General features: G+C 70.1%; 12 protein-coding genes. 7 read left to right on the top strand and 5 right to left on the bottom strand.

Annotation, left to right across the window (positions count from 1 at the left end; all coding sequences use genetic code 11):
• Positions 1–17: 17 nt before the first annotated feature.
• From AC30PD_RS18920 to AC30PD_RS18935, 4 genes are all read right to left on the bottom strand, one after another.
• Positions 18–1952, bottom strand: coding sequence for an extracellular solute-binding protein (locus AC30PD_RS18920; RefSeq protein WP_489537230.1), 1935 nt, complete (start codon positions 1950–1952; stop codon positions 18–20).
• Positions 1953–2077: 125 nt separating this feature from the next.
• Positions 2078–3709: a thioredoxin family protein gene (locus AC30PD_RS18925; protein WP_489537231.1), complete on the bottom strand. Its 1632-nt coding sequence runs from the start codon at positions 3707–3709 to the stop codon at positions 2078–2080.
• A gap of 17 nt (positions 3710–3726) precedes the next feature.
• The gene (locus tag AC30PD_RS18930; RefSeq protein WP_489537232.1) at positions 3727–4668 is read right to left on the bottom strand and encodes a DMT family transporter; all 942 of its coding nucleotides are present in this window, start codon (positions 4666–4668) and stop codon (positions 3727–3729) included.
• A gap of 8 nt (positions 4669–4676) precedes the next feature.
• Complete coding sequence (locus tag AC30PD_RS18935) at positions 4677–5402, bottom strand: hypothetical protein (RefSeq protein ID WP_489537233.1); 726 nt, start codon at positions 5400–5402, stop codon at positions 4677–4679.
• A gap of 122 nt (positions 5403–5524) precedes the next feature.
• On the opposite strand from AC30PD_RS18935, the gene AC30PD_RS18940 reads away from it, so the two are divergent.
• From AC30PD_RS18940 to AC30PD_RS18950, 3 genes are all read left to right on the top strand, one after another.
• Positions 5525–6646, top strand: coding sequence for an HD-GYP domain-containing protein (locus AC30PD_RS18940; protein ID WP_489537234.1), 1122 nt, complete (start codon positions 5525–5527; stop codon positions 6644–6646).
• 94 nt (positions 6647–6740) lie between these two features.
• Positions 6741–8792, top strand: a complete 2052-nt coding sequence (locus AC30PD_RS18945) for an oxidoreductase (protein WP_489537235.1) — start codon at positions 6741–6743, stop codon at positions 8790–8792.
• A 101-nt stretch (positions 8793–8893) separates the two neighbouring features.
• Complete coding sequence (locus tag AC30PD_RS18950) at positions 8894–10984, top strand: energy transducer TonB (RefSeq protein ID WP_489537236.1); 2091 nt, start codon at positions 8894–8896, stop codon at positions 10982–10984.
• A gap of 16 nt (positions 10985–11000) precedes the next feature.
• Here the strand turns inward: AC30PD_RS18950 and selD are convergent, their stop codons facing one another.
• Positions 11001–12071, bottom strand: a complete 1071-nt coding sequence (gene selD / locus AC30PD_RS18955) for a selenide, water dikinase SelD (RefSeq protein WP_489537237.1) — start codon at positions 12069–12071, stop codon at positions 11001–11003.
• Positions 12072–12326: 255 nt separating this feature from the next.
• On the opposite strand from selD, the gene AC30PD_RS18960 reads away from it, so the two are divergent.
• From AC30PD_RS18960 to phnE, 4 genes are read left to right on the top strand one after another with little or no spacing between them, the layout of a single operon-like run.
• Positions 12327–13184, top strand: coding sequence for a putative selenate ABC transporter substrate-binding protein (locus AC30PD_RS18960; RefSeq protein ID WP_489537238.1), 858 nt, complete (start codon positions 12327–12329; stop codon positions 13182–13184).
• Entirely contained in the window at positions 13181–14002 is an 822-nt protein-coding gene (locus AC30PD_RS18965) for a phosphonate ABC transporter ATP-binding protein (RefSeq protein ID WP_489537239.1), read from the top strand. Before AC30PD_RS18960 ends, AC30PD_RS18965 begins: the two co-directional genes overlap by 4 nt.
• Positions 13999–14835: a PhnE/PtxC family ABC transporter permease gene (locus AC30PD_RS18970; protein WP_489537240.1), complete on the top strand. Its 837-nt coding sequence runs from the start codon at positions 13999–14001 to the stop codon at positions 14833–14835. Before AC30PD_RS18965 ends, AC30PD_RS18970 begins: the two co-directional genes overlap by 4 nt.
• Positions 14832–15656: a phosphonate ABC transporter, permease protein PhnE gene (phnE, locus tag AC30PD_RS18975; protein WP_489537241.1), complete on the top strand. Its 825-nt coding sequence runs from the start codon at positions 14832–14834 to the stop codon at positions 15654–15656. The genes AC30PD_RS18970 and phnE overlap by 4 nt, the downstream gene beginning before the upstream one ends.
• Positions 15657–15670: the final 14 nt, after the last annotated feature.

The raw sequence follows: 15670 nt of genomic DNA on the forward strand, positions 1-15670 counted from the left end.
AGCGGGCCGGCGCGGGTTCAGCGCTTGGCCGGGTCCTTGATCCACCAGGTCGTGATCGGCCAGGCCGGCTGTTCGTCGCTGGGGCTCTCGACGGTGTAGTACAGCGGGCGCACGGCGGGCATGCCGAACTTGTCCCAGTACGAGGCGCGCTCGGCTGCGAGGTACAGGTCGGGCACCTGGTAGTAGCTCCACATCACCACGCGGTCGAGCGCCCGGCAGGCGTCGCGCAGTTCGTCCATCGTCGTGGCCTTGCCCATCACGTCGAGAATGTGGTCCACGGCCGCGCTCTTGATGCCGCGGTAGTTGTTGTTGCCTTTTTCGTCGGCCGACTTGCTGCTCAGCCCGGTGACCAGTTCCGCGGCCGAGGGCAGCGTGAACTTGTTGCCGGCGATCGTGACCATGTCGAAGTCGTATTCGTCGAGCCGGCGGCTGAACAAGGCGAAGTCGACACTGCGCAGGCGCAGCACGGCGCCGAGCTTTTCGAGGTTCAGGCGCCACTCGGGCAATGTCGAACCGCGGTCTCCGGCGATCAGGTACTCGACTTCGAAGGCCTCGCCCTTGGCGTTGCGCAGGCGTCCGTCGGGGGCGAGCTTCCAGCCGGCGGCGGCGAACAGTTCGCGCGCCTTCAGCAGGTTCTGACGCAGCAGTTTCGGGTCGCCATCGGTGCGCGGGGCCACGAAGGCCGGGCCGAACACGGCCGGCGGCAGCTCTTTGCGGAACGGCTCCAGCAGCTTCAGTTCCGCCGGCGAGGGCAGGCCCTGAGCCGCGAAGATCGAGTTGTTGAAGAGGCTGTTGGCGCGCTTGTACTGGCCGTAACGGTTCACCGACATCGTGAAGTCGTAGGTGTAGGTCAGCGCCTCGCGCACCCGGATGTCCTTGAACTTCTCGAGCCGGTTGTTGAGCTGGTACGACTGCAGGCCCTGCGCGAACGAGGTGTCGAAGGCGTCTTTCTTGATGCGCCCGTCGTCCCACTTCGGGCCCTTGTGCAGGCGGGCCCAGGCGCGCGCGCTGTATTCCTTGTAGAAGTCGAATTCGCCGGCCTTGAAAGCCTCGCGGCCGACGTCGTTGTCCTTGTACAGGCGGTAGACCACGCGGTCGAAGTTGAAGTGGCCGCGCCGCGCCGGCAGGTCACGCGCCCAGTAGTCGGGGTTGCGCTTGAACTCGATGCGCCGCGGCCGGTCGACCACGTCGATCGTGTACGGCCCGGTCGTGATCGGGTACTCGTTGACGATCTGGTCGAAGGGCTTGGGCTTGCCGTCGGCGCCCAGCGCCCACTTCGGCGAGAACACGCGCAGCCCCGCGCCGACCGTGAACACGGTGTCGTTGGAGCGGTCGCGCAGGTCGAAGCGGATCGTGCGTTCGTCGATCACCACCGCACGCTCGACGCCGCTGAAGCCACTCTGGTAGGCCGGCGCCGCCTGCTTGCCAGACAGCGAATCGAAGCTGTACTTCACGTCGGCCGCGGTCACCGGGTCGCCGTTGTAGAAGCGGGCTTTCGGGTTCAGGCGGAAGGTGACCGACGACTTGTCGGGCGCGACGAGCATCTCTTCGGCGAGCAGCCCGTACATGGTCTGCGGCTCGTCGCCCGACAAGACGGCGAGCGGCTCGAGCATGAAGATCACCAGGCCGGCCGGGGCCACACCGCGCGTCGTGAAGTAGTTGAACTTGTCGAAGCTCGAGCGCCGGTCGGGGTTGCGCAGGTACAGCGTGCCTCCCTTCGGCGCGGCCGGGTCGACGTAGCCGAAGTTCTTGAAGTCGCGCGGGTACTTGGGCTGACCGAACGCGGCGTAGGCGTGGGTCCAGACACCGAGCACGGCGGCCTCGGGCGACGAGGCTGCGGCGGGCGGATCGGCCGGTGCCGGCGTGGCCGGTGCGGCCCGGGGGGTGGAGGTGGCGGCGATCAGCGCGATGACCAGCGCTGCGGGTAGCAGCCAGGGCAAAGGGCGCGTCAAGCTGCGAACAGGTTTATTTCGCATGGCGCGGATGCTAAGGCAAGCGCCATGCCACTCGGCGCTGGTTTACACGGTGGGCATGCTGCGCCGCGGCCTGTTAATGCCCGCGCAGCGAAGAGCCGGGCTCAGGCGGTTTTCTTCGCCGGCGCCTTCAGCAGCGCTTCGCAGTTCGTGCGCTTCGGGTCGTTCGGTTCGAGCGCGCCGCACACGCCGTCGAGCTGGGTCTGCAGGCGCTTGATCGCCGCGCCGTGAGCGCCGCCCTTGTTCCAGGCCTGCAGCTTGCTGCCCACGCGCTGCAGCGAGCGCCCGCTGCGCTCGTAGAACGCGTCGGGCTGTTTCGCCGCCTCAGCAAGCAGCTGGCTCGCGGCCTTTTCGATGCGTGCTTCTTCAGTCGGGCCCATCTCCACGAGCGCGTTGATGTAGCTCGCGCCCCACTGCAGCCGGGTGGCCGGGCCTTCGCTCTTGTCGAAGGCCTGCTCGTACCAGTTGAGCGCATCGGCCTTGTCGCCACGCTTCTTGGCGTTGCCGGCCAGGCCGAGCATCAGGTAGTAGGGCGAGTGGCTCTTGGCCAGGCTTGCCTTCAGCAAGGTGTCGGACTCGGCCACCAGCCCCACGTCGGTCAGCAGGTGGGCCACCGACGCGATCACGGCCTGGCGCTCGTAGCCGTCGGTGATCTCGCGGTCGGCACGCTCGGCGTGGGCGCGCGCATCGGCCACCAGCGCTTCGGGCAGTTTCACGGTCTCGCCCTTGGCGGCGTCCATGCGCGCCAGCGACACCCGCGACATCAGCGCCGAGAGGCGGTCGGCGCGCGACAAGGTGGTGTCGGCCTCGAAACGCTTCAGCGCCGCCTCGAAGGCCGCAAGCAGCTCGGCGCGTTGCGGCGTGCCCTTGGCGCTGAGCGCATGGGTGATGTCGGTCGCGTAGTTGGCCAGCATGTCCATGTGGGCGCGCGAGGCCTTGGCGTCGGCCAGCAGCGCGAGCACCCGCGCCTGCGCTGCGGCGTCGGGCTGGGCCGGCGCCTTTTCGTCGACGGCGGCCAGTGCCTTGAGCTGCAGCCGCGTCGCCACCTCGGTCTGGTCGGCCGGGCAGGCGGCGGCCAGCTGTTTCATCAGCGCCGGCACCTCGTCCTTGGGCACGACCTGTTTCTCGTCGGTGTCCCACGAGTAGTAGGCGAGCAGCCGCCAGTCGTTCGCGGTCAGGCCGGCGCCGCCGGCCTTCACCATCGCCAGCACTTCTTTCACCGGCCGCTGCGCGTTCATGCCGAGCGTGAGCACCTCGGTGTACTGCTGGGCATCGACCTCGCCCGGCAGCCGCGTGAGTTCGGTGCCCTGCGGGTTGAACAGCACCATCGTGGGGTAGCCGCTGACCTTGAAGCGCGCGCCGATCTTCTGCGCGCCGGGCCGGTCGCCGTCGACGTACACCGGCACGAAAGCGCGCGAGCGCTCGATGAAGTCCTGCCGGTTGAAGAGCGTGGCCTTGACCTGGTTGCAAGGCGGGCACCACTTCGCTCCCCAGTACACGAACACCGGCTTGCCCTCGGCCTTGGCCTGGGCGAAAGCGGCGTCGACCTCGGTGTCGTTGCTCGCGTATTTCCAGGCGATGCCGGCGTCGGCGTGGTCGGTGGCGGCGACCGCGGGCGCGTTCGTCGCTTTCGGCGCGGCGGCCACCGGCGGCGGCACGTCGGCCGGCTTCGAGCAGGCGGCGAGCAGCGCGGCCAGCGCGAGCAGTGAAAGGGCGTGTCGGGTCGGTGTGTGCATGGTGAGTCCTTCGTCGATCAGTCCACCGGCGCCGGCGCTTCGCGCACCGGGTCGTTCGGCCGAGCCGAAGCGTACTGCGCCACGGCCACTCCTGCCAGCGTGAGGGCAGCGCCGGCCAGTTTTATGCCCGTGTAACGTTCGCCCGTCACGGCCCAGGCCACCAGCCCGGCCACCGGCGGCATCAAGTACATCAGCGGCGCGCTGCGGGCCACGCCGCGCACCGCGTTGACCCAGCCCCAGACCATCCAGCCCAGAAAAGCCGAGATCAGCACTGCATAGAAGGTGCCGAGCCAGATCATCGGGCTGACTTTCGCCCAGTCCACGTCCAGACCCGCCGGCAGGCTCAGCAGCACGACCGGGCCGCTGCCCAGCAGCGTGGCGTAGGTCATCACCGTCACCCCGCCGTGGCGCTCGATCAGCGGCTTGGCGGCGACGGTGTAGTACGAGAACAGGGAGGCGGCGACCAGCAAGGTGAGGTCACCACCGCTGGCCTGCCAGTGGCCGCCGAGGAACTTGTCCGACAGGAACAGCAGCACCCCCGCGCAGGCCACGGCCACGCCGGCGAGTTGCGCGCGCGTGAGCTGCTCGAGCCCGTGCCAGCGCAAGATGAGCAAGGTGAACACCGGCCCGCAGGCCAGGATCAGCGAGCTCGAGAACGCCGTCGACCAGTGGATGCCGTAGGTGACCAGGCCCACGTGCAGCAAGTGCCCGGCAATGCCGAGCTTGAGCAAGGCCAGCAGCTCCGGGCGTGGCACCTTCGGCCAGCGGGCGCCGTGCAGCCAGCACAGCAGCAGCGCGGCCGCCACCGGCATGATGAGGTAACGCACGAACAGGAAGCCGCCCGGCGAGAGCGCCTTGAACACTTCCTTCTGCACACTGAAGTTCGCACCCCAGATGACGATCAACACGAGCGCGGCCCACAGGGCCTGGCGGGCGCGGGCGGGGTTCGGGTCGGGCATCGGGCGGTTCAGGGTTCCGGAGGTGAGCCCTGAGTGTCGCCGAGATGCGCCTGGGCGTCTTCGAGCCGCCAACCTTCCAGTGGTGTGGCGCGGGCCAATGCCATCCACAGGCCGAAGGGCATCTGCATCGGCCGCTTGGGCGCGGCGCGCGCCACGTCGAGCCCGGTGTCGGTGGCGACCAGCACGCCGCACTCGGGCGGGATCTCTTGCGGCTGCGCAATGCCTTCGCGGATCACGTACCAGCATTCGCTGCTGAGCTGCAGGTAGGCCGCGCGCTTGGCGGCGCTGCGCAGGTCCGACAGCAGGTCGGCGCGTTGCACCTTGATTTCGTGGACGATCGGTTCGAGGTAGGCCTCGACCGTGGTGTGCCGCACCGAAAACACGTCGGGCATGGCCATCACCCAGCCACTCTCGACTCTGGCGCGCAGGCTCAGGCCCCGCCAGGCGAGGCGCCCGGCGCGGGTCATCTCGCGCGCCACGCGTTCCACCAGGCCTTCGTGGGCGTCGCGCCGGGCGCGGTTTCGCTGTTGTGTCTCGGCCAGGAGTTGAAGGCCGGCGTCGGTGACGCGCAGCGTCTCGTGCCCGCCGGCGCTGCGCACCCGCGCCAGATAACCGGCCACGAGCAGCTCGATCTCCAGCGCGTCCTGGCATGGCCAGCCGGCGGAACGGTACACGTCGCGCAGGCGCCGCCGGTGCAGCGCGGTGATCGGGGCGGGGGGCGGGGTCGCGGCCATGCCCCGAAGCGTAGCCGCGCCAGGCAGCCGCCCTCAAGCCCGGGCCGGCGACGCCGAAAACACGCTGACGGGCGGTGTTGCATGCACCGGCCGGCCACCCCACACTGGCTTACCGGAGCGCCATGCGATTCATCGAACTCGAATCGGTCAAGCACCGCCTGCAGGTGGGCGTGCCGCTGCCGTTCAACGTGCGCCAGAGCGACCATACGCTGTTGCTGGCGCGCGGCCAGGTGCTGGTGGGCGTGGAGCAACTGCAGGCGCTGTTCGAGCGCGGCATGCTGGTCGACCTGGCCGAGCTCGAAACCGCCGCCCACCGCGTGCTGAGAGCACCGCCCGAACAATTGCCGGCGCTGTGGGACGAATCGATCGACGCCGCCACGCAGGCCTTGTATGCGCTGCCGAAGAAGAACCTCGACGTCGTGGTCGACGACGTGGCCGCGCCGCTGGTGGCGCTGGTCGAGCGCGACCCCGACCTGGCCATCTTCCAGGTGCTGCGCCAGCACGGCGGCCGCCACGCGCAATACGGCGCGAACCACTCGATCCACTGCGCGATCGCCGCCTTTCTCACGGTGCAGCGCCTGAGCTGGAACAAGCCCGACATGCAGCGTGCTTTCAAGGCCGCGTTGACGATGAACGTCTCGATGCTCGAGCTGCAGGGGCAGCTCGCCGCCCAGGCCACGCCGCTCACGGCGGCGCAGCGCGAGGCCGTGCACAGCCACCCGCAGCGCAGCATGCACATGCTGGCGCTGGCCGGCATCACCGACCCCGAATGGCTGCAGGCCGTGGCCCAGCACCACGAAACCAGCAGCGGCAGTGGCTACCCGATGGGCCTGCGCGACGTGACGCCGCTGGCCGCCGTGTTGCACCAGTGCGACGTCTACACCGCGCGCTTGAGCCCGCGCCAGAGCCGCGAAGCGCTCGGCGCCGACAGCGTGGCGCGCAGCCTGTTCGCCGACCACCCCGGCGACCCGACCACGGCCGCGCTGATCAAGGAATTCGGCCTGTACCCGCCGGGCTGCTTCGTGAAGCTGGCGTCGGGCGAGACCGGCATCGTGGTGCGGCGCGGGCCCAGCGCGCACACGCCGCAGGTGGCGACCGTGACCACCGCGCGTGGCGCCGCGTTGAGCGAGCCGCTGCGGCGCGACACCAGCCGGCCCGAGTACGCGATCGTCGCGCTGCTCGGCGAGCGCGCCGGCCCAGTCGTCATCACGCCCGAAAAGCTGATGACGCTGGTCTGCGCCTGAGTGTCAAGCGGCGAAAGCCTCTGCATCGGCGGCTGCGGTTCGCTGCGATGATCGGTACGCCGCCGCCCGCCGGGCGTTGCCGAAAGCGCCCAGCATGCCCGTGCCGTACCCTCACCTGCTCAGCCCGCTCGACCTCGGTTTCACCACGCTGAAGAACCGCGTGCTGATGGGCAGCATGCACACCGGCCTCGAAGACGGCCGCAAACACTTCCCCGCCATGGCCGCGTTCTTCGCCGAACGCGCGCGTGGCGGTGTCGGCCTGATGGTGACCGGCGGCTTCGCGCCCAACATCGAAGGCTGGGCCAAACCGCTGGCCGGCACACTGAGCACGAGCGGCGGCGCGAGGCGGCACAAATTGGTGACCGACGCGGTGCACGCCGAAGGCGGCAAGATCGCGCTGCAGATATTGCACACCGGGCGCTACGGCTACCAGCCGTTCTGCGTGGCGCCTTCGCGCATTCAGAGCCCGATCTCGCCGTTCACGCCGCGCGAGCTGAGCGTGCGCGGCATCGAGCGCCAGATCCGCGCTTTCGTGCGCTGCGCGAAGCTCGCGCGCGAGGCCGGCTACGACGGCGTGGAGGTGATGGGCAGCGAAGGTTATTTCATCAACCAGTTTCTCGTCACCCACACCAACCACCGCAGCGACGAATGGGGTGGCAGCTACGCGAACCGCATGCGCCTGGCGGTCGAGATCGTGCGCCGTGTGCGCGAAGCGGTGGGTGCCGACTTCATCATCATCTACCGCCTGTCGATGCTCGACCTGATCCCCGACGGCAGCAGCTGGGAAGAAGTGGTCGTGCTCGCCAAGGCCGTGGCCGACGCGGGCGCGACCATCATCAACACCGGCATCGGCTGGCACGAAGCGCGCGTGCCCACCATCGCGACGAGCGTGCCGCGCGGTGCTTTCGCGTGGGTCACGCAGAAGATGCGCAAGGAGCTGCGTGCGGACGGCTACACCTTGCCGCTGATCACCAGCAACCGCATCAACATGCCCGAAGTGGCCGAAGCGATTCTCGAAGAAGGCTGCGCCGACATGGTCAGCATGGCGCGGCCGCTGCTCGCCGACGCGCACTTCGTGAACAAGGCGGCCGCCAACGAACGCGACCAGATCAACACCTGCATCGCCTGCAACCAGGCCTGCCTCGACCACACCTTCAAGTCGCAGCTCGCGTCGTGCCTGGTCAACCCGCGTGCCGGTCACGAGACCACGCTGATGATCCGCGCGGTGGCGGCGAAGAAGCGCGTCGCCGTCGTCGGCGCCGGGCCGGCAGGGCTGGCGGCCGCGACCACGCTGGCCGAGCGTGGCCACGAAGTGCATCTGTATGAAGCGGCGGCGCAGATCGGCGGCCAGTTCAACATGGCCAAACTGATTCCAGGCAAGGAAGAGTTCAGCGAGACGCTGCGCTACTTCGCGCGCCGCATCACGCTCACCGGCGTGCAGCTGCACCTGGGCACGCGTGTCACGGCGGCGCAGCTGCTGGCCGGCAAGTTCGACGACGTCGTGCTCGCCACCGGCGTGCTGCCACGCGACGCGAAGATCCCCGGCTCCGACGGCGCCAACGTGCTGAGTTATGTCGACGTGCTGTTGCACGGCAAACCGGTCGGCCAGCGTGTGGCGATCGTCGGCGCTGGCGGCATCGGTTTCGACGTGGCCGAATTCCTCGTCACCGCGCCCGGCCACTCGCCCACGATGAACCTGCACGAGTGGCTCGCCGAATGGGGCGTGGCCGACCCCGCCACGGTGCGCGGTGGCGTGGTGCGGCCACAGCCGGCACCGGCCGCGCGCCAGGTCACGCTGCTGCAGCGCAAGAGCGGCAAGCTCGGCAAGGGCCTGGGCAAGACGACGGGCTGGATCCACCGTGCGGCCTTGCAGATGAAGAAGGTCGAGATGATCGGTGGCGTGAACTACGAGCGCATCACGCCGCAGGGCTTGTTCGTGACCTACGGCGAGAAGCGCAGCGACGGGCAGCTGATCGAATGCGACACGGTGGTGCTGTGCACTGGCCAGGAGCCGCTGCGCGAGCTGCTGGAGCCGCTGCGCCAGGCGCGCGTGAAGACGCACCTGATCGGCGGCGCCGACGAAGCCGGCGAGCTCGACGCCAAACGCGCGATCGACCAGGGCACGCGCCTGGCCGCGGCGCTCTGAGGCCCCTCGTCCACCGGCGCTGAACGACGCCAGCGCCGGCATCGCGCCGTGCCGGCCGGCCCCGCCTCGACGGCCGGGTTCAATCCGCGAGAATCGGCCCGATGGCCCACATGCGGAACACCACCGAGCCCAAGGCGGCAGCGCCCGTCGTCGGTGACGGGCCCGCTGTGCCCGAGCCGCCCGTCGTTGCCCCGGAAACGTCGGCCACCTCTGCGCCCGTGCCTCTTGCGCGCAACACCGACGCTGCCGCGCAGCCTTTCCGGCACGGCCGGCGTGTGCGCCGGCCGCTGGCGCCGGCGATGGCGGTGTCGCTGCTGATTCACGGTTTGCTGCTGGGCCTGACCTTCGGCGGCGACCAGCTCGGCTTGCCGGGCTTCGTCGCCCCGTGGCAGGAACGGCGCGGCGAGGTGCCCGACCTGCGTGTCGTTCTCGTGCCGCCGCCAGCACCCGCCGAGGCGGCGACCCAGCCCGCCGCAGAGCCCGCCAAGCCGGCGGCGACCGACGTTCGGCCCGTTCCTGCGGCCCCCGCGCGGCCGGTGCCGACGCCCCCCGCTCCCGCCCCCACCCAGGCCGTCGTGGCTGTCCCCGAGCCCGAGGCCGCACCGCCGCCCGCGGAGCCACCGGGCCTGGTGGCCGAGGTGACCCTGCCGCCAACACCCGTACCCCAAGTCGAACCCGAGCGGGTGGCTGCCGAGCCGGTACCGGAGCCCGCCCGCATCGTTGCCCAGCCCGTCGAAGAAGCCGCTCCCCCGGTGCTGTCCGTTCCGGTCTCGCCGACGTCCGTGGCCGCGGCGGCGCCCAGCGCGTCGAGCCCGCAACCCTCGCCCGCGGCGTCTGCAGACCCCGGCGACGCAGCGCGGCTCGCGGCGCAGCGTGAAGAAGCGGCGCGCCAGGAAGAAGCCCGCGCCGAGGCCGCGAGGCGCGAGGCCGAACGTGAGGAAACCGCGCGGCGTGATGCCGAACGCGAAGAAGCGGCGCGTCGCGAGGCCGCGCGGCAGCAGGCGCAGCGTGAGGAAGCCGCGCGTCAGGAACAGGCTCGCGCCGAGGCCGCGCGGCAAGAAGCCGAACGCGAGCGAGCCGCACGTCTGGCCGCGGCCCGGCAAGAACAGGAACGCCTGGAGGCCGATCGCCGCGAAGCGGCGCGTGCCGAAGCCTCGCGGCAGGAAGCCGAACGCCAGGAGGCCGCGCGCCAGACGGCGCGGCAGCAGGCGCAACGGGAAGAGGCGGCGCGCCAGGAGGCCGCCCGCGCCGAGACCGCGCGCATCGAGGCCGACCGCACGGCGGCTGCGAAGCTGGCGGCCTCGCGCGAGGAAGCGGCACGGCAAGACGCGCTGCGAGCCGAAGCGGCTCGTCAGGAGATCGCCCGAGCCGAAGCCGCGCGACAAGAGACCGCACGGCAGGAAGCCTTGCGTGCCGAGGCCGCGCGCCTCGAAGCTGCCCGGCTCGAGACGGAACGTCTGAACGCGGCCCGACAGGAAGCTGCACGACAAGAAGCCGCGCGACAGGAAACGTTGCGCGCCGAGGCCACCCGGCAAGACGCGTTGCGCGCCGAAGCGGCCCGGCAGGAGGCAGCGCGTGTCGAGGCGGCGCGGATCGAGACCGAGCGCCTGAATGCCGCCCGGCTGGAGGCCCAGCGGCGCGAGGCGGCTCGCCAGGAAGCGGCCCGTGCCGAAGCCGCGCGACAGGAGACCGCACGCGCCGATGCCGAAAAGGCCGAAGCGGCAAAACAGGAGGCCGTGCTCCGCGCCATCGGCCGCCAGCTCGACGAAGAGGCTGCGCGGCGTGACGCTGCCGCAAAAGCCGCGGCCTCGCCCAACACGCTGCCGTATTCGCTGAGCACCGCACGCCGCGTGCGCCTTTGGGGCCGCAGCGACCCCAATGTCGAGCTGGTGCAGTACGCGGAAGCGTGGTCTCGCAAGATCCAGTTCAACACGGCGGTCGACAAGGTTCGTGAGCTGGCGCAGCGGGCGCACGCGCCGCCCTTGGTGTCGGTGGCGGTTCGAAGTGACGGCTCGGTCGAATCGGTGACCTTCGTCGTGACCAGCGGCGTGGCCGAAGTCGACGAAGCGATCCGGCGCATCATCGAAAGCCACGCGCCCTACCCGGCGTTCCAGCCCGCCCTGGCCCGCCAGTTCGACGTGATCGAGATTCGGCGGACCTGGTCTTTCGACTCGGCGATCAGGCTGCAGTGATGACGGCGTGCGCCGATCAACCTTCCACGCGCAAGCCCGCCGGGCCGGCCTCGACCCGCCCGATCACAGCGGCTTGATCGAAGCCCGCGGCGCGGAACACACGTAGCACCTCGTCGGCCGCCTCAGGCCGGCAACTCACGAGCAAACCGCCCGAGGTCTGCGGGTCGCTCAGCAGGTCGCGTGCCGTGGCCGGCAAGCCGGGTGCGAGCGTGATCTCGTGGCCGTACGCATCCCAATTGCGGCCCGACGCGCCGGTCACGAAACCGTCGGCCGCCATCGTGTTCACACCCGGCAGCAGCGGCACCTTGTGCCAGTCGATCACGGCGGTGAGCTTCGCGCCGCGCGCCAGCTCGAGCGTGTGGCCGGCCAGGCCGAAACCGGTCACGTCGGTCAGCGCGTTCACGCCCGTCATCCTGGCGAATTCGATGCCCGGTTTGTTCAGCATCGTCGCGGTCTTCACGAGCTGCGTGTAGCCCGCATCGTCGAGCTTGCCCTTCTTCAGCGCGGCCGAGAGCACGCCCACACCGAGCGGCTTGCCGAGGACCAACACGTCGCCGGCTTTCGCGTCGGCGTTGCGCCGCACCCGGTCGGGGTGCACGAGGCCGAGCACGACCAGGCCATAGATCGGCTCGACCGAATCGATGGTGTGGCCGCCCGCGATCGGGATGCCGGCTTCGCCGCAGATCGTCTCGCCACCTTTGATGATCTGGCCGATGGCTTCGAGCGGCAGCTGGTTCACCGGCATCGCCACCAGCGCGAGCGCCATGATCGGTTGGCCGCCCATGGCGTACACGTCGCTGATCGCGTTGGTGGCGGCGATGCGGCCGAAGTCGAACGGGTCGTCGACGATCGGCATGAAGAAGTCGGTCGTCGCGATCAGGGCCTGTTCGTCGTTGAGCTTGTAGACCGCGGCATCGTCGGCGGTCTCGATGCCGACCATCAGTTCTTTCGGGATCAGCCCGCCACCGCTGTTCTTCAGGATCTGCGAGAGCACACCCGGTGCGATCTTGCAGCCGCAGCCGCCGCCGTGCGAGAAGCTGGTGAGGCGCAGCGGCGCGGGCTTGTCGGGTGTGGGGGTGGTGTTCATGGTGGCGCGCGAGCGGTGCGCAGCGGTTGCTGCGGTCTCGGGATTGTGTCAGCGCCGGTCGCGGCCTGCGGCGCCAGCATGTTGGCGAGCACGCGCCGCGTGTTCGCCGGATCGAGCACAGAGCCCCCGGCCCGTACCGCGAGGGCTCCGCGCCGTGGTTCGGCGATCATCGCGGGTTGCGCGGTGGTGCGTTTGCCGGTTTCCGCGGCCTGACCCCTTGAAACGATTCCCTTTGACAAGAAAGCAACTTCCCCCATGAAACAGACCTTGCTGAAAGCCGCCGCAGCCGCACTGCTGGCAAGCGCCACGCTGGCGCTCGCGCAGACCACCGTGCTGCGCGTTTCCGCCATCCCCGACGAAGCGCCGACCGAGTTGCAGCGCAAGTTCAAGCCGCTCGGCGACTACCTGAAGAAGGAGACGGGCCTCGACGTGCAGTTCACGCCGGTCACCGACTACGCCGCCGTCGTCGAAGGCCTGGCCAGCAACAAGATCGACCTGGCCTGGCTCGGTGGCTTCACGTTCGTGCAGGCGAAGATCCGCACCAACGGCGGCGCGGTGCCGATCGTGCAGCGTGCCGAAGACGAAAAGTTCACCAGCAAGTTCATCGTGCCGATCGACAGCCCGGCCAAGTCTCTGGCCGACCTGAAGGGCAAGAACTTCGCATTCGGCGCCCCGTCGTCGACCTCGGGCCACCTGATGCCGCGATACTTTCTGCTCAAGGCCGGCGTCAACCCCGAAGCCGACTTCAAGGCCGTGGCGTTCTCAGGCGCGCACGACGCCACCGTCGCGTTCGTGGCCGCCGGCCGTGCCGAAGCCGGCGTGCTGAACGCCTCGGTGATGGACAAGCTGGTCGAGACTGCGAACCCGAATGCCGCCAAGGTGCGTGTGCTGCTGACGACGCCGCCGTACTACGACTACAACTGGACCGTGCGCCCCGGACTGGAGCCGGCGCTCACCAAGAAGCTGACCGACGCGTTTCTCAAACTTGACCCCAACGTGCCGGAGCACAAGGAGATCATGGGCCTGCAGCGCGCCAGCAAGTTCATCGCCACGAAGGCGGCGAACTACGAAGGCGTGGAAGCCGCGGCACGATCGGCCGGCCTGATCAAGTGAGTTTGCAGCTGGACCGGCTCGGGCTGGTCCACCCCAACGGACACCGCGCGCTGAAGCACGTGAGCCTGGCGCTCGAGGCTGGCGAGCGCCTGGCGGTGATCGGCCCTTCGGGCGCCGGCAAGACGAGCTTGCTGCGGCTCGCGGCGGCGTCGCAGCGGCCGAGCGAAGGCCGCCTCGAAGCGCTTGGCGCGAACCCGTGGCAATTGAGCGCGGGCGGCCTGAAACGGCTGCGCGCGCGCATCGGGTTGATCCACCAGGCGCCGCCGATCCCGCCGCGGCTGCGTGTCGTGACCGCCGTGCTTGCCGGCCGGCTCGGGGTGTGGTCACTGCGGCGCGGGCTGGCATCGCTCGTGTACCCGGCCGACATCGCCGGCGCGCGCGCGGTGCTCGCGCGGCTCGACCTGTCGGACCGATTGTTCGAGCGCTGCGACCGCTTGTCGGGCGGCCAGTTGCAGCGTGTGGGCATCGCGCGGGTGCTGTACCAGCAGCCCGAGCTGCTGCTCGCCGACGAGCCGGTTTCGGCGCTCGACCCGGCGCTGGCCGACCTGGCCTTGTCGCAGCTCGCGGCGCAGAGCGAGAGCACGGGTGCCACGCTCGTGGCGTCTTTGCACGCCGTCGACCTGGCGCTGAAGTGGTTCCCGCGCATCGTGGGCATGCGTGCCGGTGAAGTGGTGTTCGATGCCGCCACCGCCAGCGTCACGCCGCAGATGCTGCACGAGCTCTACGCGACCGAAGGCGCGGCCTTGCCGACGCAAGGCGTGGCGCTGCCGCAAGCCGCAGGCGACGTCGTGCCGCTCGCCCACCCGGGCTGCCGATGAGCGCGGCCGTGGCGCGCCCGCTGCAGCGTGATCCGCAAGCGCTGCCACGCGCCACGGCGCTGCTGGTCGCGGTGCTCGTGCTGTGGCCGATGCTCGTGCTCGCCGAGTTCAAGCCCTGGGCCTTGTTCGAGGCCGGCAACCTGCGCGTGATGGGCGATTTTCTGGCGGGCTTTTTGCCGCCGGTCACCTCGGCCGAGTTCCTCGGCCTGCTGATGAAAGCGACGCTGCAGACGCTGGCGATGGCCACCGCCGGCATCGCGCTCGCGCTCCTGCTCGCGGTGCCGCTGGCCTTCGTGATGACCGAGGCGCTGTCGGTCTCGCGCATCGGGCCGGGGCGCGGGCGCGGCCTGGGCCGCATCGTGCGGGCGGCGGCGCGTTGGCTGCTGCTGGCGCTGCGCGCTATTCCAGAACTCGTGTGGGCGCTGGTGCTGGTGCGCGCGCTCGGCCTCGGCCCGGGCGCCGGTGTGCTGGCCATCGCGATCACGTATGGCGGCATGCTCGGCAAGGTCTACGCCGAGATCCTGGAGTCGAGCGACACCCGCCCGGCGCGTGCGTTGCTCGAAGCCGGCTCGGGGCGCATCAATGCGCTGCTCTACGGCTTGCTGCCCGGCGCGGCGCAAGAGCTCGCGTCGTACACCGTCTATCGCTGGGAATGTGCGGTGCGTGCTTCGGTCGTGATGGGCTTCGTCGGCGCCGGCGGGCTGGGCCAGCTGATGGACCAGTCGATGAAGATGCTCAACGGCGGCGAGGCGAGCACCATCCTGCTGATGTTTCTGCTGCTGGTGCTGCTGGCCGACGGCCTGAGTGCTGCGCTGCGCAGGTTGCTTGCATGAACGCGACCCCTGGCGACGTCAGCGCGGCCGAGCGTGCCACCGCCGCCGGGCCGTGCCTCACCTGCGTCGTGGTGCTGCTGGCCTTGCTCGCGGCCGTGGTCGCGAGTTTCGTCGGGCTCGGCATCGACTACCGTGGCCTGTTCGCCGCCGACTCGCTGCGCTCGATGGGGCGCTTCGTCGCCGAGTTCTTCCCGCCCGACCTCTCTTCCGCGTTCGTCAAGAAAACCGCCTGGGCCGCACTGCAGACGCTCGCCGTCTCGGCGCTTGGCACGCTGCTCGCCGTGCTGCTCGGCGCAGCGCTCGCGTTGCCCGCGGCGGGCCGCTTCGGCGCCGCTGCGCGCCCCGCCGCGCGGCTGCTGCTCAACATGCTGCGCGGCGTGCCCGAGCTGGTGTGGGCGGCGCTGATGGTGCTGGCCGCCGGCCTCGGCCCGTTCGCCGGTGCGCTGGCGCTGGCGCTGCACACCAGCGGCGTGCTCGGCCGCCTGTTTGCCGAAGCGCTGGAGAACGCCCCGCGTGAGGCCGAGCGCGCACTTCAGGGCGCCGGCACGGGCGCTGCCGCGGCTTTCGCCTACGGCGCGCTGCCCATGGTGCTGCCGCAGTGGATGTCGTACACGCTGTACCGCTGGGAAATGAACATCCGCATGGCCGCCGTGCTCGGCTTCGTCGGTGCCGGCGGGCTCGGGCAGATGCTGTACTACCACCTGTCCCTGTTCCAGCAGGCACAGTCGGCGACCGTGCTGATCGCGATGTTTGCGCTGGTGCTCGTGGTCGACGGCACGAGCGCACGTTGGCGGCGCGGCCTGGCGCCGGCGTGGGCCTGAAGCCGGCGGGGCGC

The organism is Rhizobacter sp. (assembly GCF_032229685.1).
GTDB lineage: Bacteria > Pseudomonadota > Gammaproteobacteria > Burkholderiales > Burkholderiaceae_C > LMDS01.